Annotated in this window: 21 protein-coding genes and 1 pseudogene; 11 read left to right on the forward strand and 11 right to left on the reverse strand. The window is 74.8% G+C overall.

Annotation, left to right across the window (positions count from 1 at the left end):
- Nucleotides 1–71: 71 nt before the first annotated feature.
- The 4 genes from PUR61_RS14695 to PUR61_RS14710 form a co-directional block, all read right to left on the reverse strand.
- The gene (locus tag PUR61_RS14695) at nt 72–842 is read right to left on the reverse strand and encodes an SDR family NAD(P)-dependent oxidoreductase (RefSeq protein ID WP_329879276.1); all 771 of its coding nucleotides are present in this window, start codon (nt 840–842) and stop codon (nt 72–74) included.
- A 171-nt stretch (nt 843–1013) separates the two neighbouring features.
- Nucleotides 1014–1604, reverse strand: a complete 591-nt coding sequence (locus PUR61_RS14700; protein WP_329879277.1) for a TetR/AcrR family transcriptional regulator — start codon at nt 1602–1604, stop codon at nt 1014–1016.
- A gap of 255 nt (nt 1605–1859) precedes the next feature.
- Nucleotides 1860–3374, reverse strand: coding sequence for a SulP family inorganic anion transporter (locus tag PUR61_RS14705; RefSeq protein ID WP_329879296.1), 1515 nt, complete (start codon nt 3372–3374; stop codon nt 1860–1862).
- Between the two features lie 83 nt (nt 3375–3457).
- Nucleotides 3458–3598: a hypothetical protein gene (locus tag PUR61_RS14710; protein ID WP_329879278.1), complete on the reverse strand. Its 141-nt coding sequence runs from the start codon at nt 3596–3598 to the stop codon at nt 3458–3460.
- Between the two features lie 816 nt (nt 3599–4414).
- Between PUR61_RS14710 and gcl the strand changes: the two genes are divergently transcribed.
- The 3 genes from gcl (at nt 4415) to PUR61_RS14725 (ending at nt 7519) form a co-directional block, all read left to right on the forward strand.
- On the forward strand, nt 4415–6196 hold the full coding sequence (gene gcl / locus PUR61_RS14715) for a glyoxylate carboligase (RefSeq protein ID WP_329879279.1): 1782 nt from the start codon (nt 4415–4417) through the stop codon (nt 6194–6196).
- Between the two features lie 264 nt (nt 6197–6460).
- The gene (locus PUR61_RS14720) at nt 6461–6952 is read left to right on the forward strand and encodes a pyridoxamine 5'-phosphate oxidase family protein (RefSeq protein WP_329879280.1); all 492 of its coding nucleotides are present in this window, start codon (nt 6461–6463) and stop codon (nt 6950–6952) included.
- Between the two features lie 78 nt (nt 6953–7030).
- On the forward strand, nt 7031–7519 hold the full coding sequence (locus tag PUR61_RS14725; protein WP_329879281.1) for a glutathione peroxidase: 489 nt from the start codon (nt 7031–7033) through the stop codon (nt 7517–7519).
- Nucleotides 7520–7615: 96 nt separating this feature from the next.
- On the opposite strand, the gene PUR61_RS14730 is transcribed toward PUR61_RS14725, so the two are convergent.
- The 3 genes from PUR61_RS14730 to PUR61_RS14740 all read right to left on the reverse strand — a co-directional run bounded on the left by PUR61_RS14730 (nt 7616) and on the right by PUR61_RS14740 (nt 11948).
- The gene (locus tag PUR61_RS14730; RefSeq protein ID WP_329879282.1) at nt 7616–8599 is read right to left on the reverse strand and encodes a hypothetical protein; all 984 of its coding nucleotides are present in this window, start codon (nt 8597–8599) and stop codon (nt 7616–7618) included.
- Nucleotides 8600–8687: 88 nt separating this feature from the next.
- On the reverse strand, nt 8688–10652 hold the full coding sequence (locus PUR61_RS14735; protein WP_329879283.1) for a serine/threonine-protein kinase: 1965 nt from the start codon (nt 10650–10652) through the stop codon (nt 8688–8690).
- 318 nt (nt 10653–10970) lie between these two features.
- Nucleotides 10971–11948 (reverse strand): LysR family transcriptional regulator, encoded by a 978-nt coding sequence (locus PUR61_RS14740; RefSeq protein ID WP_329879284.1) that lies wholly within the window; start codon nt 11946–11948, stop codon nt 10971–10973.
- A gap of 109 nt (nt 11949–12057) precedes the next feature.
- Between PUR61_RS14740 and PUR61_RS14745 the strand changes: the two genes are divergently transcribed.
- From PUR61_RS14745 to PUR61_RS14755, 3 genes are read left to right on the forward strand one after another with little or no spacing between them, the layout of a single operon-like run.
- Nucleotides 12058–12762, forward strand: coding sequence for a succinate dehydrogenase cytochrome b subunit (locus tag PUR61_RS14745; RefSeq protein ID WP_329879285.1), 705 nt, complete (start codon nt 12058–12060; stop codon nt 12760–12762).
- Nucleotides 12759–14708, forward strand: coding sequence for a fumarate reductase/succinate dehydrogenase flavoprotein subunit (locus PUR61_RS14750; protein ID WP_329879286.1), 1950 nt, complete (start codon nt 12759–12761; stop codon nt 14706–14708). The genes PUR61_RS14745 and PUR61_RS14750 overlap by 4 nt, the downstream gene beginning before the upstream one ends.
- Entirely contained in the window at nt 14705–15442 is a 738-nt protein-coding gene (locus PUR61_RS14755; protein ID WP_329879287.1) for a succinate dehydrogenase/fumarate reductase iron-sulfur subunit, read from the forward strand. Before PUR61_RS14750 ends, PUR61_RS14755 begins: the two co-directional genes overlap by 4 nt.
- A gap of 114 nt (nt 15443–15556) precedes the next feature.
- On the opposite strand, the gene PUR61_RS14760 is transcribed toward PUR61_RS14755, so the two are convergent.
- Both PUR61_RS14760 and PUR61_RS14765 read right to left on the reverse strand, forming a co-directional pair.
- Nucleotides 15557–17344, reverse strand: a complete 1788-nt coding sequence (locus PUR61_RS14760; protein WP_329879288.1) for a sulfatase — start codon at nt 17342–17344, stop codon at nt 15557–15559.
- The gene (locus tag PUR61_RS14765; RefSeq protein WP_329879289.1) at nt 17341–17979 is read right to left on the reverse strand and encodes a PadR family transcriptional regulator; all 639 of its coding nucleotides are present in this window, start codon (nt 17977–17979) and stop codon (nt 17341–17343) included. The genes PUR61_RS14760 and PUR61_RS14765 overlap by 4 nt, the downstream gene beginning before the upstream one ends.
- A 75-nt stretch (nt 17980–18054) precedes the next feature.
- On the opposite strand from PUR61_RS14765, the gene PUR61_RS14770 reads away from it, so the two are divergent.
- Both PUR61_RS14770 and PUR61_RS14775 read left to right on the forward strand, forming a co-directional pair.
- Nucleotides 18055–19017, forward strand: a complete 963-nt coding sequence (locus PUR61_RS14770; RefSeq protein WP_329879290.1) for a formylglycine-generating enzyme family protein — start codon at nt 18055–18057, stop codon at nt 19015–19017.
- A gap of 281 nt (nt 19018–19298) precedes the next feature.
- Nucleotides 19299–19601, forward strand: a complete 303-nt coding sequence (locus PUR61_RS14775; protein ID WP_329879291.1) for a hypothetical protein — start codon at nt 19299–19301, stop codon at nt 19599–19601.
- Between the two features lie 31 nt (nt 19602–19632).
- Here PUR61_RS14775 and PUR61_RS14780 read toward each other — a convergent pair whose 3' ends face one another.
- Nucleotides 19633–20577: an alpha/beta fold hydrolase gene (locus tag PUR61_RS14780; RefSeq protein WP_329879292.1), complete on the reverse strand. Its 945-nt coding sequence runs from the start codon at nt 20575–20577 to the stop codon at nt 19633–19635.
- A 152-nt stretch (nt 20578–20729) separates the two neighbouring features.
- Nucleotides 20730–21659, reverse strand: coding sequence for a DUF2797 domain-containing protein (locus PUR61_RS14785; protein WP_329879293.1), 930 nt, complete (start codon nt 21657–21659; stop codon nt 20730–20732).
- Between the two features lie 158 nt (nt 21660–21817).
- Here PUR61_RS14785 and PUR61_RS14790 point away from each other — a divergent pair, with 158 nt between their 5' ends.
- The 3 genes and pseudogenes from PUR61_RS14790 to PUR61_RS14800 all read left to right on the forward strand — a co-directional run.
- On the forward strand, nt 21818–22489 hold the full coding sequence (locus PUR61_RS14790; RefSeq protein ID WP_329879294.1) for a maleylpyruvate isomerase N-terminal domain-containing protein: 672 nt from the start codon (nt 21818–21820) through the stop codon (nt 22487–22489).
- Between the two features lie 211 nt (nt 22490–22700).
- Entirely contained in the window at nt 22701–24947 is a 2247-nt protein-coding gene (locus PUR61_RS14795) for a restriction endonuclease (RefSeq protein ID WP_329879295.1), read from the forward strand.
- 175 nt (nt 24948–25122) lie between these two features.
- A pseudogene (locus PUR61_RS14800) lies at nt 25123–25273 on the forward strand (ABC transporter ATP-binding protein); the annotation flags it as partial.

Here is a 25273-nt window from a genome sequence, read left to right on the forward strand (position 1 = left end):
TGCGGGTCGCGCACGGGCCGAACGGCCGGGTGGGGGCCGGCCGTTCGGGGCTGTGGTGGCTCCGGCGCGCCTCAGGCGGTGATGCCGCCGTCGAGGACGAGGTCGGCGCCGACCGTGTAGGCCGACTCGGGCGAGGCCAGGTGCAGGACGGCCGCGGCGACCTCCTCGACGGCACCGGCGCGGCCCACGGGAACGTCGCCCTTCATTCGGTCCGCCTTGTCGGCGGCGGTCTCGCCCGGGCGGGAGGACATGCCGGTGTCGACCGGGCCGGGGCTGACCAGGTTGATCCGCACGCCTTCGGCGATGTGGTCGCGGGCGGCGCTGCGGGTGAGCGCGGCGACGGCGGCCTTCGAGACGGCGTAGGCGCCCAGGCCCTCCAGACGCATGTGGACGCCCAGGTTGGAGGCGATGTTGACGATGGCTCCGCCGCCGTTGGCCCGCAGGTGGGCGATCTGGTGCTTCATCGCGAGCCAGGTGCCGGTGAGGTTGGTGTCGATCAGCCGCTGCCAGTCCTCCTCGGCGACGTCGGCGACCGGGCCGAGGCCGCCGAGTATGCCGGCGTTGTTGACCGCGATGTCCAGCCCGCCGAGCTGTTCGACGGCCTCCCGGACCAGTCGGGCGGCGTCCTGACCGTCGGCCACGGAGCCGACCAGGGCCACCGCGGTGCCGCCCTCGTCCTCGATCAGGGCGACCGTCTCGGCGAGCGCGCTCGCGGTCCGGCCGGCGACGGCCACCCGGGCCCCTTCACGGGCGAAGGCGAGGGCGACGGCGCGGCCGATGCCGCTGCCACCGCCGGTGACGAGGACGGAGGTACCGGTGAAGCGCGTGGTGGTGCGGGTCATGCGGGGACTCCTCGATCGAGGTCTAAATTGACCGTTCGGTTCAGTATCGGGACAGCAGTTCAGGCAGCAGTTCAAGCAGCAGTTCAGGCAGTGGTGCGGAGCGACGGACGAAAAGGCGGACCGGAGCAGCGGGGTCCGGGCGGGAACGGGCGCGGCGCGGGCCGGCCCGGGTCAGTCCAGCAGCGCCAGCGCCTGCTCGGAGGCGTCCCGCAGGCGCGCCGAGCCGTCACCGGCCTTGCCGATCACCCGCATGCCCTGGAACAGCACCAGCAGCAGCCGGGCCAGCGCCCGCGGGTCGCGCCCCTCGGGCAACTCCCCCTGGACCCGGGCCCGCACCAGGGCCGCGGTCAGCAGCGTCTCCAGGTGACCGAGGCTGGCCTCCACCCGACGGGCCGCGCCCTGGTCGTGCGGGGCCAGCTCGACCGCCGTGTTGGTGACGAAGCAGCCGCGCCGCGGACCGCCCTCGCCGTCCGCGGCGGACTCCCCCGCGAAGCGGCGGACCAGCGCGCGGACGGCCGGCAGCACCGGCCCGGGCTGGGACAGCTCGGAGAGCAGCAACGGGTTCTGCTGCTCCCCGTACCGCTCCAGCGCGCGCAGGTAGAGCTCGCGCTTGCTGCCGAAGGTGGCGTAGATGCTGGCGCGGGCGATCCCGAGGTGGTCGACCAGGTCGGCCATCGAGGTGGCCTCGTAGCCACGCCGCCAGAAGAGCTCCAGAGCGGACTGGAGCGCCACGTCGGGATCGAATTCCTTGGTTCGCGCCATGCCTTAACCGTAGCCGTTTCCAGATCGATCGGTCAAGAAAGATTGAGTGAGATCGAACCGGGCGGACGAGGAGCCGGGACGCACCGGGGCGGCGCCTGCCGGTATCCCCGCACGGAGCTCCGTGAAAGGCGGACGACAGGCGGGCCCCGGTCCGCGGGTCGCCCGGTCCGCCGATCCTCGGGGCATCGGCGGACCGGGCGACCGGAGGGTCGACCGCGCGGGGCCGGAGAGCGGCGGGCCGGCCGCCGCACCCCGTCAGACCACCGTCGGCAGCGGCGGTTCGACCGCCAGCGGGGCGGAGCTGCGGGCCCGGTGCTGTACGGCCCAGGTGGTCAGGGCGACCGTACAGGCGTGGTCGAGGTGGCGCAGCCCCGACCAGTCCAGTTCGACCGGACGGTCCGCCGGGAGCCGCTCCAGCGCGTCGAGCAGCCGGGGGAGGCGCAGGAAGGTCGCGTTACCGCTCAGCCGGACCCGCAGGCTGGGCTCGCCGGGGCCGTCCGCGGCGGGCGGCAGCTCCTCCACCCCGATCTGCAGGTGCGAGGTCTGCCAGGCCGACTTCACGACGGCCAGGCCGACGCCGATCAGCACTCCTTCGAACAGGTCGGTGGTGATGACCGAGACGGCCGTCACCGCGAGCACCGCCGCCTCGCCCCGGTGGTCCCGGCAGAGCGCGACCGTCCGCCGCACCGGGACCAGCTTGGCGCCCGCGTGCACCAGGACGGCGGCCAGCGCGGTCAGCGGGACCAGCCCGAGCGCACCCGGCAGCAGGGCGGTGAAGAGCAGCAGCCAGCAGCCGTGCAGCACCCGGGAGGCCTTCGTCCGGGCGCCGGCCTGGACGTTGGCGGCGCTGCGGACGATCACCGCGGTCATCGGCAGTGCCCCGAGCAGCCCGCAGAGGGTGTTGCCGACGCCCTGCGCGGTGAGTTCGCGGTCGTAGTGGGTGCGCGGGCCGTGGTGCATCCGGTCGACGGCCGCGGCACTGAAGAGGGTCTCGGCGGAGGCGATCAGGGTGAAGGCGAGAATCGTGCCGACGCCCGCCGTGCCGGCCAGGGCGCCGAGCGCGGCGCGGTCGGGGAGCTGGACCACGTCGACCAGGGCGGCCACCCGCACCCGGGCCACCGGCAGGTCCGCCGCGGCCGTGACCGTGGCGGCCAGACCGACCGCGGCCAGCGGGGCCGGCACCGCCCGGGCGAGCCGGGGCGGCAGGTACTTCCAGGCGACGAGGACCAGCAGGGTGCCGGCGCCGAGGGCCACCGCCGCGGGGTTCGCGACACCGGTGACGGCGTCGCGCAGCAGGGCGGGGACACCGGCGATCTTCTCGGTACCGGTGCCGGGGGCCCGGCGGTCGGCGAGCGCGTAGAGCTGCCCGAAGAGCAGGGTGAGGCCGATGCCGGCCAGCATGCCGTGCACCACCGAGGCCGACATCGCACGGAACCAGCGCCCCAACCTCAGTGCCCCCATGGCGAGTTGGAGCAGTCCGGTGAGCAGCACCAGCATCCCGAGGGCGGCGGCGCCGTACTGCTGGACGGCCTCGTAGACGAGGACGGTCAGGCCGGCGGCCGGTCCGCTGACCTGGAGGCTGCTGCCCGGCAGGGCGCCGACCACCAGGCCCCCGACAATGCCGGTGACGAGGCCGAGTTCGGCCGGCACCCCGGAGGCGACGGCGACGCCCACGCAGAGCGGGAGGGCGACCAGGAAGACCACCAGGGAGGCGGGCAGGTCGTGGCGCCAGGGCACGGCGCGCAGCGCTTCGACCGGGGCGTGGCGCAGGGCGCGGCGGGGGCGGGCGCGCCCGGGCGGGGCGTTGTGGCGCGGGCCGGCGGGCGGACTCTTGCGCCGGCGGGGCAGGCCGTTCACCGGACCACCGCCCCGGCACACGGGGGGAGGTCGAGGGCGGTGGTCCGGGTGGCCCCGGCGACGGGGCGGGCGGCCCCGGTCGCGGAGCAGGTGGTCCCGGCGGCCGGGGTTTCGGGCAGGGGGCGGCGTCGGGGCATGGGGCGATTCCTTCCGTGCGCCCGCCACGGCGGGCACTCAGCTGCTGGGAGGGCGGAACGGCGGCGGGCGGAACGGCGGCGGGCGGGGCCGGCGGGCCCGGCGGGCGGGACGGGCCCCCCGCCGGGTGGTCCCGGGCGATCCCGGATGGTCCCGGGTGAAGCGGAGCGGACCGGGCGTGCGCGGACCCGGCGGTCCGGGTGCGCGGGCGGCGGCGGGTGGCGGGTCGGGGCCGGTGCGGTCGCGCGGGCGGCTCGCCCCGGCGAGGTACGGGCGGCGGGCCGGGCGCACTCGGGCCCGAGCCGCCGGAGCTTCCCGCGTCGTCCTTGAGCATCCTTGGGCTTGCTGCGAACGGGACCCGAGCGCCGGAGCTCCCCCGCTCCCCGATCGGCCCTCAACCCCCCTTGCCACGACCCGAGTTGAACATGGCAACCATGACGGGTCCGGCGTGCCACCGACGGTACCCAGCGGCCCGCGGCAGGCCAACCTCCCCCACCGTCCCTTCACGCGGGACACACGCGAGGCTCGCTTTCGGGCCGGAATCCGGGCTTCGGACGGGCACGCACGTTCGCCGATCGAGCGCCCGGCCGAGAACCCGGCCCGGCGGCCGAACGGGCCGCCGCGGGCCCGACCGCGCGACCGGCGGGTCGGCGGCCGGAGGCGCCGACCCACTTCCACATTCTGTTGAACCTCCCCTTGACGCCTCGATGCGGCCCGCCCTACTTTGTTTCCACATAAAGAAACCTTTCTTCCGTATGGTGGAATTCTGGAGATGAGCCCTCCGATTCCCTGCGGGCCGACGACGCAGGAGAAGTCCGATGCCTCGTATGACAGCCGCCCGCGCGGCCGTGGAGATCCTCAAGCTCGAAGGCGTCGAGGTCGCGTTCGGCGTGCCGGGTGCGGCGATCAACCCCTTCTACGCCGCCCTCAAGGCCTCCGGCGGGATCCGGCACACGCTGGCCCGCCACGTCGAGGGCGCCTCCCACATGGCGGAGGGCTACACCCGGACCCGGGCCGGGAACATCGGCGTCTGCATCGGCACCTCCGGGCCGGCCGGCACCGACATGATCACCGGCCTCTACTCGGCGATCGCCGACTCCGTCCCGATCCTGTGCATCACCGGCCAGGCCCCGGTCGCCCGCCTGCACAAGGAGGACTTCCAGGCGGTCGACATCGCCTCGATCGCCAAGCCCGTGACCAAGGCCGCCACCACCGTGCTGGAGGCGGCGCAGGTCCCCGGCGTCTTCCAGCAGGCCTTCCACCTGATGCGCTCGGGCCGCCCGGGCCCGGTCCTGATCGACCTGCCGATCGACGTCCAGCTCACCGAGATCGAGTTCGACCCCGAGGCGTACCAGCCGCTGCCGGTCTACCGGCCCACCGCCAACCGCATCCAGATCGAGAAGGCCCTCACGCTGCTCCAGCAGTCCGAACGGCCGCTGATCGTGGCCGGCGGCGGCGTGATCAACGCGGACGCCGCCGAACTGCTGCGGAAGTTCGCCGAACTCACCGGCGTCCCGGTGGTGCCGACCCTGATGGGCTGGGGCATCGTCCCGGACGACCACGAGCTGAACGCCGGCATGGTCGGCCTGCAGACCTCCCACCGCTACGGCAACGAGACCTTCCTCGCCTCGGACTTCGTGCTCGGCATCGGCAACCGCTGGGCCAACCGCCACACCGGCGGCCTGGACGTCTACACCTCCGGCCGCACCTTCGTCCACGTCGACGTCGAACCGACCCAGATCGGCAGGATCTTCGCCCCCGCCCTCGGGATCGCCTCGGACGCCGGGGCGGCGCTCGAACTGTTCGTCGAGGTGGCCGGGGAGCTCAAGGCCGCCGGCGTCCTCAAGGACCGCAGCGCCTGGGCCGCCTCCACCCAGGAGCGCAAGGCACGGCTCCAGCGCCGCACCCACTTCGACGACGTCCCGATCAAGCCGCAGCGCGTGTACGAGGAGATGAACAGGGCGTTCGGGCCGGAGACCCGGTACGTCACCACGATCGGCCTCTCGCAGATCGCCGGCGCGCAGCTGCTGCACGTCCACCGGCCGCGGCACTGGATCAACTGCGGCCAGGCCGGGCCGCTCGGCTGGACCGTCCCGGCCGCCCTGGGTGTCGCCACCGCGGACCCGGAGGGCCAGGTCGTCGCACTCTCGGGCGACTACGACTTCCAGTTCATGATCGAGGAGCTGGCGGTCGGCGCGCAGCACCGGATCCCGTACGTCCACGTCCTCGTGAACAACGCCTACCTGGGCCTGATCCGTCAGGCACAGCGGAACTTCGACATCGACTTCCAGGTCAAGCTGGAGTTCGAGAACATCAACGCGCCGGAACTGGGCGTCTACGGCGTGGACCACGTCAAGGTCGCCGAGGGTCTGGGCTGCAAGGCGATCCGGGTCACCGAACCGGAGGGGCTGCTGCCGGCCTTCGAGGAGGCCAAGAAGCTCGCCGCCGAGTTCCGGGTCCCGGTCGTGGTCGAGGCGATCCTGGAGCGGGTCACCAACATCTCGATGGCCGCCGCCGACATCGACCAGGTGGTGGAGTGGGAGGAGGTCGCCACGCTCCCGGAGCACGCCCCCACGGCGATCCGGCCGCTGGCACCCTGATCCGTCCCGGCCGTCCCGGCCGCCGCCGCACCCGGTCGCTCACCCGGTGCGGCGGGGACCGGGGTCGCGGCGCGGAAGAAGGCCGGGTACGGTCGGCCGGACGCGGTCGGCCGGGCGCGGTCGGCCGGGCGCGGTCGGCCGGGCGCGGCGCACACCGTACCGACGGCCCGAGGCGTTCGGAACGAGGGCCGTGCGGGTACGTACCAGGGGCCGCCCGCGCGCGACCGCGGCGCGCGGGACTCTCCGTCCCGGGAGGCCGACGCCGTGTCCTTCACCATGACCAGCTCCGAACGCGAGCGCTTCCTGGCCGCCGTCCACGTCGGCGTCCTCGCCGTCGGCGGCGCCGGTCCGGCCGGCGCCCCGCTGGCCGTCCCGATCTGGTACTCCTACCGGCCCGGCGGGCTGGTCACCGTCCTCACCGGCCGCGACTCCGCCAAGACCCGGCGGATCCGGACGGCCGGCCGCTTCACGCTCTGCGCCCAGCAGGAGGAACCACCCTGCCGCTACGTGAGCGTCGAAGGGCCGGTGGTGGCGTTCGAGGACCGGCTCGACCCGGACGAGCGGGCCGCCATGGCCCGCCGCTACCTCTCCCCCGCCACCGTGCCGGCCTACCTGGCGGCCACCGCCGACCAGCTCACGGCCGACATAGCCATCCGGATGCGGCCCGAACGGTGGCTCAGCGCCGACTTCTCCAGCGTCGCCGAACGGCTGGCCGGACCGCCCGCCCCGGAACACCCGCGGCCCGTCGACGGTTGAGCGAGCGGGAGCGGCTACCGTTCCTGACGAGCCCGGTCCGTTACCGAAATCCGCAGACCCTCCGAAGGGGACCACACCGTGAGCCTGTACGACATCCCGCTGCGCACGCTGTCCGGCGAGGCCGCCTCGCTGGCCGACTACAAGGGCAAGGCGCTGCTGATCGTCAACGTCGCCTCCAAGTGCGGCCTGACCCCGCAGTACGCGGGCCTGGAGCGGCTCCAGGAGCGCTACGCCGAGCGCGGGTTCACCGTGCTGGGCTTCCCGTCGAACCAGTTCGCCGGGCAGGAGCCGGGCAGCGCGGAGGAGATCCAGAGCTTCTGCTCCACCACCTACGGCGTCTCCTTCCCCCTGTTCGAGAAGACCGACGTCAACGGCGAGGGCCGGCACCCGCTGTACGCCGCGCTGACCCGGACCGAGGACACCGAGGGCCAGGCCGGGGACGTCTCCTGGAACTTCGAGAAGTTCCTCGTCTCGCCCGACGGCACGGTGGCCGCCCGGATCCGGCCGCGCACGGAGCCGGAGTCGGACGAGGTCGTCGCCGCCATCGAGGCCGTGCTCCCGGCCTGACGCGCACACGCGACCGGTACGGGGAGGGCCCGGGGCACCGCCCCGGGCCCTCCGGCGTGCCCGCACCCGGTCGGCGGACCGGCGGACGTCGCCGGCTCAGGAGCAGCGGTAGGGGAACGAGGCGGCCGTCGTCCGGGCCTGCGGCGAGAGGATCTCCAGGGTCGCGGTGGCCTCCAGCGCACCCCGCCCCTCGAAGCTCCAGCGCAGCACCAGTTCGGTGCGGTGGGCGCCGGAGCGGACGTCCTGGAGGATCTCGCCGGAGGTCGTGCCGTCGCTGCGCAGCCAGCGGTACCGGAGGGTGCCGGCCCCGCCGTTGGTCTCCACCGTGGCCGTGATCACCGCCGTGCCCCCGCAGCCGGGGGTCTCCTGGCCGCTGGTCACACCGACGTCGGTGACCGCGAGGTCGGGTGCCCGGAGGCGCCAGAAGAGGAGGGCCAGGACGGCCGCCAGCACCGCCACCGGCACCAGCCACCGCCACACCCGGCGGCCCCGGCGCGGCTCCTCCGCGCCGGGGACGACCCGGCCGTGCCAGACGGCGGCGGCCTGCGGGGGGACTCCGGGACCGAAGCGCCGCAGCTCGCCCGGGGCGAACGGTCGCTCGGCCTCCGGGCCGCCGCCGGCCGGTCCCGTAGCGGGCGTTGCCGCGCCGGGCGGGGGCGGGCCGGGGACGGTGCTGCCGTACGCCGGGGTGTCCATCGGCGCGGTGGTCTCCGCCGGTCGAGCGGCGCCGCCCCAGACGCGGGGGTCGAGGAACGTCGCACCCGTGGCCTCGGTGGGGTCGATCCGCACGGTGGCCTCGGCGTCCGGCCCGCCGGTTCCGGGCACCGGCGGCGCGGCGGGGCGGTCCGGCCGGATCGACCGCTCCGGTGCCACCGGACCGGACCCGAGCCGGACGGTCGCCCGACCGCCGTCCCCGTCCTCGGCCCCGTCCCCGCCCTGGGCGAGCCGGACCGTCACCTCGGCGTCGCCGTCGGCCCCGCCGGGCCCCGGGCGGACGCTCTCCCCGCCCGGGGCGAGCCGGACGGTCCGGTCGGCGTCCGGGCCCGGGACCGGGGCGGAGTCTGGTCGGGACGTGGACATGGCTCCTCCAGCGAGCGGGATCGGGATCGGGATCGGGACAGGTCGTCCGGACGCAGGCAGGTCACGGACCGGACCGGGTGGGTGCGGATCAGCGGGGCGGGTCGCAGAGGTAGGCGGCCACGTCGGCCGACGTCCGGCCCGGCTTCGCCGCAGCCGGCACGGTGCCGACGCGCACGCCCCAGGTCGGGAAGGTGTCGGCCGAGCCGAAGTCGTGCGTCCGGGTCACGGTGGCGCGACCGTCGCGGACCACCACCGTCTCGGTCGCGACGGTGACCGCCCGCCCGCCCGAGCTGTGGTACCAGCTCAGCGTGAGGTCCCCGGTGCCCGCGCCCCGGGCGACCACCGTGACCGTCGCGGTCACGCTCCAGCGCCCGGCGCAGGTCAGCGAGTCGACGTTCACCGTGCCCACCGTCGCCGGAGCGACGGTCGCGGTCGGCGCCGGACCGAGGGTCGGGCTCGGACCCGCGGTGGTGGGCGCGCCGCCGACGGGCGGGGCCGACGGGGGCCCGACGGTCGGGGCCGTGGTGGGTGCGGCGGTGGGCACGCCGCCGACGGGCGGCGCCGGCGGCAGGCCGGTGGTGGGCGCGGCGGTCGGGGCCGTGGTGGGTGCGGCGGTGGGCACGCCGCCGACGGGCGGCGCCGGCGGCAGGCCGGTGGTGGGCGCGGCGGTGCCGGGCGGGAGCCCCGGCGGTGTCGGGGTCTTGCCGGTCGGCGAGGGCTTGGGGCCGCCGCCCGGACTGCCCGGGCCCGCCGTCGGCCCGACCGTCGGTACGGCCGTGGCGCCGGTGCTCGGGGCGTCCGGGCCCGTCGGCGTGGCCGTCGGAGCGGACGGGTCCGTGCTCGGGGCGTCCGGGCCCACCGGCGGGCCGGCCGGTGAGGGGTCGCCCGCCGGGTCGGGCGCGCCGAGGCTGGTGGTCGCCTCCGGGGCGGCGCCGCCCACGACCGTACGGCCACCGCCGTCGGCGGCCCCGGCCATGGCCATGCCCGCCAGCGTGGCGAGGGTCAGCGCGCCGGCCGCGACGCCGACGAGGGCCTTGCCGCGGGTGCCGAGCCGCACCCCGCGCCGGACCAGGGTCTCCCGGACGGCCGCGGACGGGTCAGGACCGGCCCCGACCACGGTCCCCGCCGTCGGGGCCCCGGTGCCGCCCAGGGTGGTGTGGGCCAGCGAGGTGCCTCCGGCGGCGGCGCCCGCACCGGGCAGCAGCAGCGCGAGCAGGGCGACCAGTGCCGTCAGGTCGAGCCGTCCCTTCTCCTCCCACTGCGGTCCGTACCCGGCGGCGGCGACCGCCTCCAGCTCCTCGACGAGCGCGCTCGCGCTGTCGGGCCGGTCCTCCGGATCCTTGGCCAGGCCGGACAGGATCAGCGGCCGGACCGGGTCCGGCGCCAGCTCCGCCGGGATCGGGGCCTCGGTGTGCTGGACGGCGAGTTCGGCGATCGTGGTGCCGCCGTAGGGACGGGCGCCGGTGAGGCACTCGAAGAAGGTGACGGTGGCGGCGTAGACATCGCCGGCCGGTGAGGCGGGCCGCCCCGCCCACTGCTCGGGCGGCATGTAGGCGGGGGTACCGGAGACGTCACGATCGTCACCGCTCGGCACGGCGATGCCGAAGTCGACCAGTTTGGAGGTGCCGACGGTGTCCACCAGGACGTTGGCGGGCTTGTAGTCGCGGTGCACCACACCGGCCTCGTGCGCGGCGGCCAGGCCGAGCAGCGAGCCCCTCAGCACGACCAGGGCGGCCTCCGGCGTGGTGGCACCCTCCGCCCGGAGCAGATCGCGCAGCGCGATGCCGTCCACCAGCTCCATCACGATGGCCGAGCCCCGCTCCCCCTCCACGTACTCGTAGAGCCGGGTGACGTGCGGGGAGTCGATGCCGGCGAGGACCTCGGCCTCCGTGCGCAGGCCGGGCGTGCCGACGGAGCCGTGGAGGTACTTGACCGCGACCGGGGTGCCGGTCACCCGGTGGCGGGCGCGCACCACCCGGCCGCTCGCCCCGGCACCGAGCTCCCGTTCGTGGAGGTACTCCGGGAGTTCCCACGGCCGTTCGTCCGAAGGCACCCGGGCATCCCTCGCGGCGGGGGCGGTCGCGCCCCCGGTCTGTCTGTGGTCCTGCTGCTTCCGGTCGTCCATCGCTTCGCGTTCTCCCCGTCGCTCCCGCGGCTCTGCGGCGTCGCACCTTACGGCACCACCGCCGCTACCTGGGACGCAGCCCGGGAACAGCGGGTTCCGGACCCCCGGAGCGGCCAGGTCACGATTCGGGTGATTCGCACAGGGTGCCAACCGTTCGGACGCCCGGAGGGTCGACCGGTCGGACGGCGGCCGGCTCGTCGGGCCCGACGCCCGGGCCCGACGCCCGGACCGACGGGGTCCGGGGGCTCACGCCAGCAGCAACCGCGTGCCCGGCGGCAGCTCACCGGCGTGGGCCGCGTCCCGCAGGTGGGCCAGCAGGGTCGTCCGCAGCGCCTCCGCGGCGCGGGTCAGCGGCACCTCCGAGTCGTGCGCCACCGCGATGCTGCGCCCCAGCCCCGGGGCGGCGAACGGGGTCACCACCAGCCCCGAGCGGGCCGCCACCATGCCGGGCAGCACGGCCGGCCCGAGCCCGGCCCGGACGAAGCCGAGCACCGCGTCCATCTCGCCTCCCTCGACCGCGAACTCCGGCTCGAACCCGGCCGCCCGGCAGGCCGCGAGGGTCGCCTCGCGCAGGTCGTAGCCCTCGCGGAACATGACCAGCGGGCGCCCGCGCAGCTCCGTCACCCGGACCTTCCGCCGCCGGGCGGGTGCCCGGCCCGCGCCGGCCCGGTCACCGGGCCCCGGCCGAGCGGCCTCGCGCTCCACCAGCACCAGCTCCTCGTGCAGCAGTTCCGTGACGGCCAGCGGATGCCCGGACCGTCCGGCCGCACCGCCCGGCCGGGTGATGACCAGCGCGAGGTCCAGCTCCCCCGAGGTCAGCGCCGGCACCAGATCGCCCGAGCCGCCCTCCCGGACCACCAGGGCCACCCCCGGGTAGCGGTCCCGGAAGACCCGCAGGACGTCCGGCACCAGGCTGGTGCAGAGGCTCGGCGGCGCCCCCAGCCGGACCCGGCCCCGGCGCAGCTGCACGGTCTCCTGGACGGCGAGGCGGGCGTTCTCGGTGTCGGCGAGGATGCGCCTGGCGAGCGGCAGCAGCGCCCCGCCGGCGTCGGTCAGGGCGATGTTGCCGCGCGTGCGGTGGAACAGCTCGGCTCCCAACTCCCGCTCCAGGGAACGGATCTGTTGCGAGAGTGAAGGCTGTGCCACATGCACCTCCTCGGCGGCCCGGGTGAAGTGACGGGTCTCGGCGACGGCCACGAAGTAGCGGAGTTGCTGGAGCTGCACCCGGCCAGGATAGGCCGCCCCGGCCGCCCGGCACGATAGCCGGAGGCTATGGTCGCGAGCCGAATCATGTCTTAGACGTACCGTCGCCGCCGTCCCTACCGTTGGCGCCATGACAACCGCGACTCGGACGGCCCGGCATCCGTCCACCCTGGCCACCCTGTGGCGGTCGACCGTCGGCAAGAAGGCGGTCATGGCCGTCAGCGGACTGGCCATGCTGCTCTACCTGGTCGCGCACATGCTGGGCAACCTCAAGGTGTTCTTCGGGCCGGAGGACATCAACGGCTACGCGGCCTGGCTGCGCACCCTCGGTCAGCCGTTCCTCGGGCACGAGTGGTTCCTCTGGATCGCCCGGGTCGGCCTGCTGGCCGCCGTCCTGCTGCACGGCGTGGCCGCGTACCAGCTGAGCCGGCGCGACCGGGCCGCCCGGCCGGCCCGGTACGCGCACCGGCGGCGGCGGGCGAGCTACGCGACCCGGACCATGCGCTGGGGCGGGGTGATCCTGGCGCTCTTCCTCGTGTGGCACATCCTCGACCTGACCACGCTGACCGTGAACCCCAACGCGGAGCACGGCAAGCCGTACCAGAACATCGTGGCCTCGTTCGGGACGTGGTACGGCTGCGGGATCTACATCGTCGCGATGCTCGCGGTCGGCCTGCACGTCCGGCACGGCTTCTGGAGCGCCGCGCAGACCCTCGGCGCCAACAACGCCCGCCGGGACCGCGCGTTGAAGCTGACCGCCAACGGCCTGGCGTTGCTGCTGACCGTGGGCTTCCTGTCCGTCCCCGTGGCCGTGATGACCGGAGTGGTGAGTTGAGCACCGACTACAGCGACTACCGGACCGGTGAGCCGGTCGCCGACACCCGGGCCCCCGCCGGGCCGATCGAACAGCGGTGGGACCAGCGGCGGTTCGACGCCAAGCTGGTCAACCCGGCCAACCGGCGCAAGCACACCGTCATCGTGGTCGGCACCGGCCTGGCCGGCGGCGCGGCCGGCGCCACCCTCGCCGAACAGGGCTACCACGTCGTCCAGTTCTGTTTCCAGGACTCCCCCCGGCGGGCCCACTCGATCGCCGCCCAGGGCGGCATCAACGCGGCCAAGAACTACCGCAACGACGGCGACTCGGTCCGGCGGCTCTTCTACGACACCGTCAAGGGCGGCGACTTCCGTGCCCGCGAGTCCAACGTGCACCGCCTGGCCCAGGTCTCGGTGGAGATCATCGACCAGTGCGTGGCCCAGGGCGTGCCGTTCGCCCGTGAGTACGGCGGCCTGCTGGACACCCGGTCGTTCGGCGGCGTCCAGGTCTCCCGGACCTTCTACGCCCGCGGCCAGACCGGCCAGCAGCTGCTGCTCGGCGCCTACCAGGCGCTGTCCCGGCAGATCGCCGCCGGGACCGTGGAGATGCACGCCCGCACCGAGATGCTCGACCTGCTGGTGATCGACGGGCGGGCGCGCGGGATCGTCGCCCGCGACCTGGTCACCGGCGCGGTCTCGACGTACACCGCCGATGCGGTGGTCCTCGCCAGCGGCGGGTACGGCAACGTCTTCTACCTCTCCACCAACGCCAAGAACTCCAACGCCACCGCGATCTGGCGGGCGCACCGACGCGGCGCGTACTTCGCCAATCCGTGCTTCACCCAGATCCACCCCACCTGCATCCCGCGCTCCGGCGAGCACCAGTCCAAGCTCACCCTGATGAGCGAGTCGCTGCGCAACGACGGCCGGATCTGGGTACCGAAGGCGAAGGGCGACACCCGACCGCCGGCCGAGATCCCGGAGGACGAGCGGGACTACTACCTGGAGCGAATCTACCCGTCCTTCGGCAACCTCGTCCCGCGCGACATCGCCTCCCGGGCCGCCAAGAACGTCTGCGACGAGGGCCGCGGCGTCGGCCCCGGCGGCCAGGGGGTCTACCTCGACTTCGCCGACGCCGTCCGCCGGCTGGGCCGGGACGCGGTGGAGGCCCGGTACGGCAACCTGTTCGAGATGTACGAACGGATCACCGCCGAGGACCCGTACCGGGTGCCGATGCGGATCTACCCGGCGATCCACTACACGATGGGCGGGCTCTGGGTCGACTACGACCTCCAGACCACCGTCCCGGGGCTGTTCGCCGTCGGCGAGGCCAACTTCTCCGACCACGGCGCCAACCGGCTCGGCGCCAGCGCCCTGATGCAGGGCCTGGCGGACGGCTACTTCGTACTCCCGCCGGTGCTCAACGACTACCTGGCCCGGGAGAGGCTCCCCGCCGTCCCGGCCGACCATGAGGAGATCGCCACGGTCGAGGCCGAGGTGACGGACCGGCTGAACCTGATCCTCGCGGTGGACGGCGACCGGACGCCCGACTCCTTCCACCGCGAGCTCGGCGAACTGCTCTGGGACGAGTGCGGGATGGCCCGCGACGCGGAGGGGCTGCGCCGGGCGCTGGCCCGGATCCCGCTCCTGCGCGAGGAGTTCTGGCGCCGGATCAAGGTCCCCGGCACCGGCGAGGAGCTGAACCAGTCGCTGGAGAAGGCCAACCGGCTGGTCGACTACTTCGAACTGGCCGAGCTGATGTGCCTGGACGCACTGCACCGGGCCGAGTCCTGCGGCGGCCACTTCCGCACCGAGAGCCAGACCCCGGACGGCGAGGCCGCCCGGCGCGACGAGGAGTTCTCCTACGCCGCCGCCTGGGAGTTCACCGGCACCGGCGAGGCGCCCGTGCTCCACCGCGAGCACCTCGACTTCGAGCACGTCCACCCCACCCAACGGAGCTACGCGTGAACCTCACCCTTCGGATCTGGCGCCAGGCGGGCCCGGACACGCCGGGCTCGATGACCACCTACCAGGTCGGCGGGATCAGTCCGGACATGTCCTTCCTGGAGATGCTCGACACCCTCAACGAGGAGCTGATCACCCGCGGCGACACGCCCGTCGCGTTCGACCACGACTGCCGCGAGGGGATCTGCGGCGCCTGCGGCATGGTCATCAACGGCCGGGCGCACGGCCCCGAGCGGACCACCACCTGCCAGTTGCACATGCGGCACTTCACCGACGGCGACACCATCGACGTCGAGCCGTGGCGCGCGGCGGCGTTCCCGGTGGTCAAGGACCTGGTGGTGGACCGCTCGGCCTTCGACCGGATCATCGGCGCGGGCGGCTACATCACCGCCCCGACCGGGAGCGCGCCCGACGCGCACGCCACCCCGGTGCCCAAGGAGGCCGCCGACACCGCGTTCGAGCACGCCGAGTGCATCGGCTGCGGCGCCTGCGTGGCCGCCTGCCCGAACGGGTCGGCGATGCTCTTCACCTCCGCGAAGGTGGTCCACCTCACCATCCTCCCGCAGGGCGCGCCGGAGCGGAGGTCGCGGGTGCGCGAGATGGTCTCCGCGATGGACGCCGAGGGGTTCGGCGGCTGCACCAACACCGGCGAGTGCGCCACGGCCTGCCCGAAGGGCATCCCGCTGCCCAGCATCGCCGCGATGAACCGCGAGTTCCTGCGCAGCTCGTTCGGCTGAACCGCCGGCGGGCCCGGGGTCCGCCGCCGCCCGCCGCCCGGCCGGCCGTCCGCTGCTCCGGCGTCCGCTACTCGGCCGGTCCGGCCGGGGCGGGCAGCCCGGCGAGGGCGTCCGCTACTCGGCCGGTCCGGCCGGGGCGGGCAGCCCGGCGAGGGCGTCCGCGAGGGCGCGCAGGTCCGCGGGCCGGACGGACGGGCCCATGGCGGCGAGCCGGAACGGCGAGAGTGCGCCGAGCATCGCCCGCAGGCCCGGGGCGGCCAGCATCGGCAGCCGCTCCAGGACGGCCGCGGCGGCCCGTTCGTCCTCCAGCAGGGTGCGCAGCGGGGTGTGCACGGAGAGCGGGGTGTCCGGGAAGTCCCCGGCCTCGGGGAGGGGTTCGGCGGAGGCGAGTGCCTGCGGGCGCTGGGCACGGACCTGGAGGTGCTCGGCCGTGACCGGCCCCGCGGCGGGCAGGCCGAGCCGTTCGAACTGGTCGGCCGGGGCGTCGGCGTCCCGCAGCGCCTGGGTGAGCAGGGCCGCCAGCTGGAGCTCCAACGCGTCGTCGACCAGCGGCTGTTCCTGGTCCGGATCGGTGTAGAGGTCGAACAGCAGGGTGCCGAAGGCGTACGGGTTGCCCCAGGCGTTGGCGGGCAGCCGCAGGACGGGCATGCCCTTGGTGAAGGGCAGCGGTCCGGCCAGGGTCGCGGGGGCCAGCTCCTGCGGCGTGAAGGGGCCGTGCATGTGGGTGGGCATCAGGGTGTGCTCGTACAGCGGGCGGTGGTCGGCGTCCTTGCAGGCGCGCATGTAGACGTACCGGCCGTCGGTGATGTTGACGTGCCCGCCGAAGACGCCGAACAGGCCGTGCAGCCGGACGGGGGTGTCGTGGGCGACGGTGTCGGCGAGCGGGCGGCCCTGCATGTCGGGGGTGCGCGGGACACCGAAGTACTCCAGCAGGGTGGGCCCGAGGTCGACGGTCTGGACGAGGGCGGCGCGGCGGCCGGTGGCACGGGTGCGCGGGTCCCAGACGAACAGCGGGGTGTGGATGTTCTCGTCGTACCAGGGCTGGATGTTCTTCCCCCACCAGCCGCGCTCGCCGAGCAGCAGGCCGTGGTCGGTGCAGACGATCAGCAGGGTGTCGTCCCAGAGGTCGTGCTCGTCGAAGGCGTCGAGGACCCGGCCGAGCGAGTCGTCGCACATGGTGAGCAGCGCGGCGTACTCGTTGCGGGCGTGTTCGACGGCCTCGGGGCTCTCCGTGACGCGCCTGTAGTCGGGCCAGTCGAAGTGCGGGCCGTCCCAGTCGTGCGGGTAGTGCTTCTTGTGCTCGGCGTAGGAGTAGAAGGGCTCGTGCGGGTCGAAGCACTCGATCTGCAGGAACCAGCGGTCCTGGTCGCGGTTGGTGGCGAGGAACTCCAGACCGGCGTCGAAGGTGCGGGTCTGCGGGTGGTCGGCGATGTCCTGCAGGTACTGACGGTTGACCCAGTCCTGGCGCCAGGCCGGGCCGGCGCGCCAGGAGAGCGTCTCGGGGATGTCCGGGTCGGCGACGTGCCCCTTCCACTTGTCGCCCTCCTGGCCGCGGAAGAACTCGTAGCTGCCGTACCGGTTGTGGTAGGTGGCGCCGCCGTCCTCCCAGTAGTGCTGGTGGTCGGTGACCAGGTGGGTGTAGACGCCGGCCTTGCCGAGGAGGTCGGGGACGGAGTCGTCGAAGGGCTCCAGCGGGCCCCAGGAGCGGTGCAGGAAGTTGTAGCGGCCGGTGTGCATCTCGCGGCGGGCCGGCATGCAGGGCATCGAGCCGCCGTAGCAGTTGTCGAAGGTGGCGGATCGGGCGGCGAGGCGGCTGAAGTTCGGGGCCAGGGTCCAGTCGCAGCCGTAGGGCGGCAGGAAGCGGCGGTTGAGGCTGTCGAACATGACCAGGACGGCTTTCACCGGGCGGAGTCTCCTTCGATGGGCGCGGGGCGGGCTTCGGCGGCGGGGTCGGCGGCGGGGTCGGGGTCGGGGTCGGGCAGCGCGTCCCCGAGCAGGCGGCGGGTGCGTTCCAGCCAGTCGAGCCAGGCGTCGACGGCGGACGCGCCGTACTGGTGGGTGAGTTCGCGGAGCAGACGGACCCGGTGGGCGTCCGCCTCGGGGACTCCCTCGGCGAAGGCCACGGACCGGTCGCGGCCGCGCATGGTGGCCACCTGGCGCCGCCGGTAGGCGAGTTCGGTGTCGATCAGGTCGATCAGCCGGTCCGGGGCGACCAGGCCGGTGAAGTAGAACCGGGCCATGAAGTCCGGGTCCTGGAAACGGCTGGTCGGCCGGTACGGCGAACGGGCCTCGGTGACCAGCTCGGCGCGGCCGGCCCCGGTCAGCCGGTACACCTTGGCATCCGGGCGGCCGTCGCGCGGGTCGGTCTCGAAGGCGACCCAGCCCTGTTCGGCCATCCGGTTGAGAAGCCGGTAGATCTGGCTCTGGTGGGCGTTCGAACGGACGAACTGGCCCTCCCCCGCCAGCCACTGCTTGAGGTCCCAGCCGCTGCGGGGGTGGATGGCCAGCAGGCCGAGCAGGACGTGGTCGAACTTCACCGGGGGCGCTTCCCTCTTCCGTGACGACAGCTAGGTGCATTCTCACCTAGGTGAAAAGTGCTATAGCTTGGCCCCATGAGTCAACCCCCCGCCGAACGGTCCTGCTGCCTGCCGTCGGCCCGGGCCGCCGACGCGCCCGTCCTCCCGCTTCCGCCCCGGGCCGCCGACGCCAGGCCCGTGCACCCCGAAGCGGCGCTGCCCGGAGGCGTGTTCGCGATGGGGGACGCACACGACGAGGGGTACCCCGCCGACGGCGAGACGCCGGTGCACGAGGTGGAGCTGGCCCCCTTCACCATCGACACCGAGCCCGTCACCACCGCCCGGTTCTCGGCCTTCGTCGAGGCCACCGGCTACCGCACCGACGCCGAGCGGGCCGGCTCCTCCGCCGTCTTCCACCTGTTCGCGCTCGCCGAACCCACCGACCTGCTCGGCCGTTCCCCCGCCGCGCCCTGGTGGCTGGAGGTCCGCGGCGCCGACTGGCGCCACCCCCACGGGCCGCTCGGGGACGCCGCCGACCAGCTCGACCACCCCGTGGTGCACGTCAGCCACCGTGACGCGCTCGCCTACTGCCACTGGGCCGGCCGCCGGCTGCCCACCGAGGCCGAGTGGGAGTACGCCGCCCGCGGGCCGCTGGCCGGCCGCCGCTACCCGTGGGGCGACGAGCTGCGCCCGGACGGCGAGCACCGCTGCCGGATCTGGCAGGGCCGGTTCCCCGACCTGCCCACCGGCGAGGACGGCTGGTACGCGACCGCGCCGGTCGGCACCTACCCGCCCAACGGCTTCGGCCTGGCCGACGTGGCCGGGAACGTCTGGGAGTGGTGCGCCGACCGCTTCGACCCCGGCTGGTACGCGCGCTCACCGCGCCTCGACCCGCGCGGACCGGAGCACTGCCCGGACGGCACCGGGCGCCGGGTGCTGCGCGGCGGCTCGTACCTGTGCCACGACTCCTACTGCAACCGCTACCGGGTGGCCGCCCGCACCGGGAACACCCCGGAGTCGACCAGCGGCAACTGCGGCTTCCGGACGGTCGCCCGCTGAGCTCCCCCGGGGGCGCGCGAACCGGTCGTGCGCGCCCCGCTTCCGCGACGGTTCGTCAGGATCGGTGCTGGGCCACCGTGATTCGCGCTACCGTGGTGCCCGCGCCAAGGAGGAACGCATATGCCCGAGGTTCAGTCCTGCTCCGGGTGCGGCGGGTCCGGAGGGACCGAGAAGACCGAGGCCACGGTCGAGCTCGATGAGGAAGGGAGCATGGTGCCGAGGATCCACACCTTCTGGTCGCCATGCGGTCGGTGCCACGGTTCCGGGACGGTGATCGTCGGATGAGGCTGGTCTTCGAATGCGTCGAGTGCGGCAGCCACTACCTGCCGCCCGAGGGGATGGCCTACCCGGACGGGCCCGCGTCGCCGCTCTGGTGCGCACGGTGCCAGGCGGTGAAGCAGGAGGCCGGGATCCGGGAGGACCCGCTGCTCGCCCGGATCGCGCTGGCGGCCGCCCGGGCCACGCGCACCGGCGCCGCACCGGAGGAGTCGACCGGCGGACGACCGGACGTCCGGCCGTCGCGGCCCCCGCTCTCCCGGCGGGCCCGTTCCGGACCCGGCGGGGTGCGCGGCAAGCTCGCCTAGAACCGCTCCGGCGGCTCGGGGGCCGTTGCGTTCAGGCCCCCTGCGGAGCGGGGACGGTCGGGTCGGTCTCGGCCAGGAATCGCCCGAGCAGGTCGGCGAGCTCCTCCGGAGCGTCCTCCGGGCTGTAGTGGCCGACCCCGGGCAGCTCGACGACCCGGCCCTCCGGGAAGGCCGCACGGAACAGCGGGAGGAAGTGCCGGGCGTTCAGCGTCCGGTCCGCGGCGCCCCAGACGGCCAGCGCGGGAACGGCGGCCAGCGCGGCGCGGGCCTCGTCCGACGGCTCCTCGAACCGGTGCGCGCCGGTCGCGAAGCCCTTCGCCCAGCCGATCGCGCCGAGGCTCTGCCCCGGGGTCGGGAACGGCGCGCCGTACGCGCGGAGCCAGGTGTCGGTGATCAGGGCGGGGTTCTCGAAGCCGTTGAGGCGCAGGGTGCCGAGGACGTCGCGGCCGAGGTCGCCGAGGACGGCGTCGAGGGTGCCGTCGGCGTGGGCCCGGGCGATCCAGCGGAACCACGGGGAGTCGGCGGCGTTGGCGGCCAGCACCTCGGCGAGGTCGGGCTGGCCGAACGGGGTGGGGCCGTTGACGCTGACGACCCGTGCGATCAGGTCGGGCCGCCGGGCGGCCAGGCCCATGCCGACCGGCCCGCCGAAGTCGTGCATCACCAGGGTGATCCCGCTCAGGCCGAGGTCGAGGACGAGGGCCTCGGCATTGTCGATGTGGTCCTGCAGCCAGTACGTGCGGTCCGCGGGGGTCTCGCTCCTGCCGAAGCCCATGTGGTCGGGGACGACGACCCGGTGGGTGGGCGCGAGGCGGCGGACGAGGTCCCGGAAGAGGTAGCCCCAGGTGGGTTCGCCGTGCAGGCAGAGGACGACCGGACCGGCACCCTCGTCGACGTAGTGCATCCGGAAGCCGGGGGCACCGCTGAAACGCGGACGGTACGGGAAGGTGCCGGCGAAGGTCTCGTGGGCGGCGATCATGGCGGGCCTCTCGGAGCACAGTGGTAGCAATGTGAAACCGGGCAGGGCCGAGCCTAGACTTGCCGGTTTTTATTTGCAACCACGATGAAGGGCGCGGCCCTCACCGCGCCGCCTCGGCGGCGGCAGCGTCACCGCACCGCCCGCGGGAGGGCCTAGAACAGCGCCTCCTGGGTGTCCGGCGCCTCCGGGCGGACCCGCGGACGCAGGGACAGCCCGGAGGGCGGTCGGCCCGGCGCCGGGGAGAGCGTCCAGCCGGTGAGCCGGCGGGTGTCGAGGAGCAGCGGCTCGGTGCCGTCGGACTGGTCGAGCAGCAGGTGGCGCCCGATCGCCGGGCGCAGCCGCCCGGCGACCACCGCTCCGGGCGCGAGCGCGTCGATCTGCCGGTAGGCGGCCGGAGCGCCGCCGGTCAGGCCGAAGACCTCGACGTGGTCGGTGACCGGGTGGCCGGCCAGGAGTTCCAGTCCGTGCCCGTCGAGCAGTCCGTGGGCCCGGGAGCGGGCCTCGGTGAGCAGCGTGCGGCGGTGCGCGAGGTCGCCGTGCTCCCACCAGTGGTCCAGCTTGACCCGGCTGTTGAACCGCTCGCGGGCCAACCCGGACGCGGCGACCGTGAGTTCCGCCCGGCGCACGGCGGGGAGCGCACCCCGGGCGGCGAAGGTCCAGGCCAGCGCGCCCTGTTCGAGCAGTCGGCTGGTGCCGCGCTGCTCGGCGGTCAGGCCCACCTTCAGCAGGCCCTCGCCGAACCAGGCGAGGTACAGCCGGTAGGTGCGGCCGTCGTCGAGGATCTGGTCCCGGGCCAGCGCCAGCCCCCGGTCGACGCTCTGGCAGGGCGCGCACTGCACGGCCCCGCCGTCCGGGGCGATCTCGGCGTGGTGCGGGCACGGTGTGCGCTCGTCCTGGCCCACCAGCCAGGCCCCGGTGCAGCGGCGCGGTCCGCCCAGCAGCCAGCCGACCTCGGTGCCGGGCGACGCCTCGCGCTCGTGCACCCGGCGGCCGTGAACGGCGCTCAGCACCGGTCGGCCGTCCCGCCAGTGCAGGCCGGTGGAGACCCAGCCGGTTGCCGGGCCCGCCTGTCGTTCTGCCACGTTCACCTCTCCCGTCCGAGCCATCGAGGCTACCCGGCGGGTCCGACACCGGGACACCACGGGTGGTCCGGCGGCGCCGGGGCCACCGAGGCGCGCGAGGCTGTCGGGGCCCGCCCGGGGCTGCCCCGGGCTGCCGCCGACCGGCTACCGTCAGGGACATGATCACCGAATCCGCCCGGCCCGGGCCCGTGACCCCCGACGACCTCGCCGCCGTACTCCGACTCGCCGTCTCCACCCTGCGGGCCGCGCCCGCCGACGCCGACTGGTCGCGCCCGGCCGGTGCGGTCGGCTGGGACTGCTGGAGCACCGTCGAACACCTCGCGGACGACCTGCTCGCGTACGCCGCCCAACTCGGCCCGGCCGAGCCGCCGCAGGATCGCTACGTCCCGTTCCTCTCGGTGCGGCGCTTCCCCGGCGGGCCGAACAGCTTCGTCTTCGTCGACCGTGACGGCGGCCCGGCCGCGCTGATCCAGGTCCTTGAGGCGAGCGGCGCCCTGATGGTCGCGATCGCCCGCACCGCCGCGCCCGGGGTACGGGCCTACCATCCCTGGGGTCTGGCCGACCCGGCCGGATTCGCCGCGATGAGCCTGGTGGAGACGCTGGTCCACCTGCACGACGTCGCCGAGGGGCTCGGACTGCCCTGGCAACCGCCGGCGGACGTCTGTCACCGCGTCCTGGCCCGGGTCTTCCCGGACGTCCCGCTCGACGACGCCGCCGGTGCCTGGCCCACCCTGCTCTGGGCCACCGGCCGCACCGAGCTGCCGGGCCGGCCGCGGCGCACGGAGTGGCGCTGGTACGCGGAGGTACGGGCGGACGCACCGCCGGTCTGAGCCGGCGCACCACCGGTGGCCCTGCGGCGGGGGCGGGGCGGCCCGACGGCGGGGCGGGAGCGCCGGGTGACACCGCCTCACCGCCCCGCAGGACCGCAGGTCGCGGGCGCTTTGCGCGGTCCCCCCGTCCACGTTCTATTGTGGCGGCGCGGCGGCGGCGCGGCCGGGAGACGGAAGCGGCGCCGGACGGGCGTGGAACGAAGGGGTGGACGTGGCGGGGCGGCGGAACAACGGGGTGCTGGCGGTCTGGGCGGAGGCGCAGCGTCAGGAGCAGCGCCGGGAGGAGGCCCGGTGGCGCGCCCAGGCCACCGAGCAGCGCCGACGTGAGCGGGAGGAGCGGGAGGCGCAGAAGGCCGCCGCCCGCGGCGAGCGGGAGGCGCAGCGCGCGTACCAGCAGGGGCGGGAGGCGGAGGCCGCCCGGCGGACGGCCGAACTGGACGCCCGGGTCGCTGAGTTGAGCGGTCTGCTGACGGCCGGCCTCGGGCGGCCGGCGTTCCGGCCGCAGGCCCTGCTGGCGGCGCGCCCGGTGCCGGCGTTCGAACCGGGCCGGCTCGGCGAGCCGGTGCCGATGCCGGACCAGACCCGGTACCGGGTACCGCCGCCGGATCCGGTGCAGGCCCGCAACCCGGGCGTCTGGCAGCAGTACGAGCAGTACGCGGCGCAGGCCCGCGCCCGTTTCGAGCAGGACTGGTACGCGGCGCAGGCGGCCGAGGCGGACCGGCAGCGGCGCCTCGCCGAGTACCACGGGCAGTACCTGGAGTGGGTGGCCCGGTTCCGCCGGGAGGACGAGGAACGGGCGGCCGGGACGGAGGAGTTGCTGCGCCGGCTGCGCTCCGGCCAGGCCGAGGCGGTGCAGGAGTACTTCACCGCCGTGCTGTACGCCTCGGCCGCCTGGCCGGAGGGGTTCCCGCACCGGCTGGTGGCGGCCTGGGAGGCGTCCAGCCGCCAGCTGGTGGTGAACTGGGAGCTGCCGGGCCCGGAGGTGGTGCCGTCGGCGGGCCGGGTGCGGTACGTGCGGACCGACGACCGGGAGGCGGAGGTGGCCCGCCCGGCGACCGAGCGCAAGGCGCTGTACCGGGAGGTGCTGGCGCAGAGCGCGCTGCGGGTGGTGACCGAGCTCTACCGGGCGGACGGGGACGGGCTGCTGGCCTCGGTGGTGCTCAACGGGTTCGTCCAGGGGATCGATCCCGCGACCGGCCGGGAGGCCGAGCGGTTCCTGACCACGGTGACCGTGGACCGGGCCGAGTTCGCCGGGCTGGCGCTGGACCGGGTGGCGGCGGTGGAGTGCTTCCAGGGCCTGGGCGGTGTGCTGTCGGCCCGTCCGGAGCGGCTGGACGAGGTGCGACCGGACCGGCTGCCGGAGACGGTCGGCGGCAGCGTGGCGGGGCAGGGCGGCGAGGACGAGCCGGACCTCTTCGCGATGGACCCGATCGAGTTCGAGGAGCTGATCGCCGAGCTCTTCCGGCTGCGCGGGTTCCGGGTGATGACCACGGCCCGCAGCGGCGACGCCGGGGTGGACGTGGTCGCCGAGGACCTCGACCCGGTGACCGGTGGACGGATCGTCATCCAGGCGAAGCGCTACCGCTCGACGGTCTCCCCCACCGCCGTGCGCGACCTGGACTCGACGGTCCGCCACCACGGCGCGATCAAGGGCATCCTGGTGACCACGGCCGGCTTCGGACCGGGCTCGTACGAGTACATCCGCAACAAGCCGCTGACGCTGGTGAGCGGGCCGGAGCTGGTGGAGCTGCTGGCCGAACAGGGGCTGCGCGGCCGGCTGGGCGACGGGAGCGGACCGTCCGGCGGCGGCCGGGCCGGGGACGGTACGGCCGGTCGCGCTCCCTCCGGCAGCGGTCCGGCGGGCGGCCCGTCGGCGGACGCCGCCTCGGGGAGCGGTCCGGCGAACGGCCGGCGGCCGGGCGACGAGCCCTCTGCGGAGGACCACGCCACCACCGTGGCACTCTCCTGGCGGAGCCGGACGGCCGGCGGCGACGCGGTCGAGCTGGACGTCTCGGCCTTCCTCTGCGCGGGCGGCAGGGTGCTGAGCGACGAGCACTTCGTCTTCTTCAACAACCCGCAGGACCCCGACGGCGCCGTCCGGGTGCATCCCACCCGCTCGGTGTCCGGGGAGCCGGTGCGCCGGGCCGAACTGACCCTGGAGCCGGGGCGGCTGACGCCGGGCGTGGACGAGGTGGTGGTCGCGGTCTCGACCGAGGAGGACGACCGGCCGGCGCTGCCGCTCGGCTACGTGCACGGGCTGTCCGCGGCCGTCTCGTTCGGCCCGGACACCACCGGGCCGGCGGCCTGGACGGCCGACACCGGCGGGGTGCCGGAGACCGCGCTGGTGATCGGCTCGTTCCAACGCCGGGGCGGCGTCTGGCGGTTCACGCCGAGCGGGACGGCGGTGCCGGACGGCCTGGCCGGACTCGCGGTGCGCTGGGGCGTCGCGATCGAGTAGGGCCGCCGTCCCCCTCGGGGTCGAGGTCATACCTGAGGAGGAGAGAGCCCCCCGCCGGGACGCCGGGACGGCGGGGGGCCTCCGTACCCGGGGCCGACATTCCGGACGCGGACGGGTTGCGAGAATCGAACGGAACGCAATCGTCCGTTTCGTCCACAGCCCTCAGGAGTCCTCCGTGACGATGTCCGCAACCGCCGTCCGCACCGGCCGGGCGGCCGCCCGCGCCACCGGCCTCAACAAGGTCTACGGGGAGGGCGAGACCCGCGTCGTCGCCCTCGACAACGTCAGCGTCACCTTCCCGCAGGGCGAGTTCACCGCCATCATGG

This window comes from Streptomyces sp. BE20, from assembly GCF_036322525.1.
Lineage (GTDB): Bacteria > Actinomycetota > Actinomycetes > Streptomycetales > Streptomycetaceae > Kitasatospora.

Coding starts and splice junctions, on each gene's coding strand:
- PUR61_RS14700 (WP_329879277.1), bottom strand. CDS start 1,604: ATGGCGCGAACCAAGGAATTCGATCCCGACGTGGCGCTCCAGTCCGCT.
- PUR61_RS14745 (WP_329879285.1), top strand. CDS start 12,058: ATGACAACCGCGACTCGGACGGCCCGGCATCCGTCCACCCTGGCCACC.
- gcl (WP_329879279.1), top strand. CDS start 4,415: ATGCCTCGTATGACAGCCGCCCGCGCGGCCGTGGAGATCCTCAAGCTC.
- PUR61_RS14770 (WP_329879290.1), top strand. CDS start 18,055: ATGAGTCAACCCCCCGCCGAACGGTCCTGCTGCCTGCCGTCGGCCCGG.
- PUR61_RS14775 (WP_329879291.1), top strand. CDS start 19,299: ATGAGGCTGGTCTTCGAATGCGTCGAGTGCGGCAGCCACTACCTGCCG.
- PUR61_RS14780 (WP_329879292.1), bottom strand. CDS start 20,577: ATGATCGCCGCCCACGAGACCTTCGCCGGCACCTTCCCGTACCGTCCG.
- PUR61_RS14710 (WP_329879278.1), bottom strand. CDS start 3,598: ATGCCCCGACGCCGCCCCCTGCCCGAAACCCCGGCCGCCGGGACCACC.
- PUR61_RS14730 (WP_329879282.1), bottom strand. CDS start 8,599: ATGTCCACGTCCCGACCAGACTCCGCCCCGGTCCCGGGCCCGGACGCC.
- PUR61_RS14790 (WP_329879294.1), top strand. CDS start 21,818: ATGATCACCGAATCCGCCCGGCCCGGGCCCGTGACCCCCGACGACCTC.
- PUR61_RS14695 (WP_329879276.1), bottom strand. CDS start 842: ATGACCCGCACCACCACGCGCTTCACCGGTACCTCCGTCCTCGTCACC.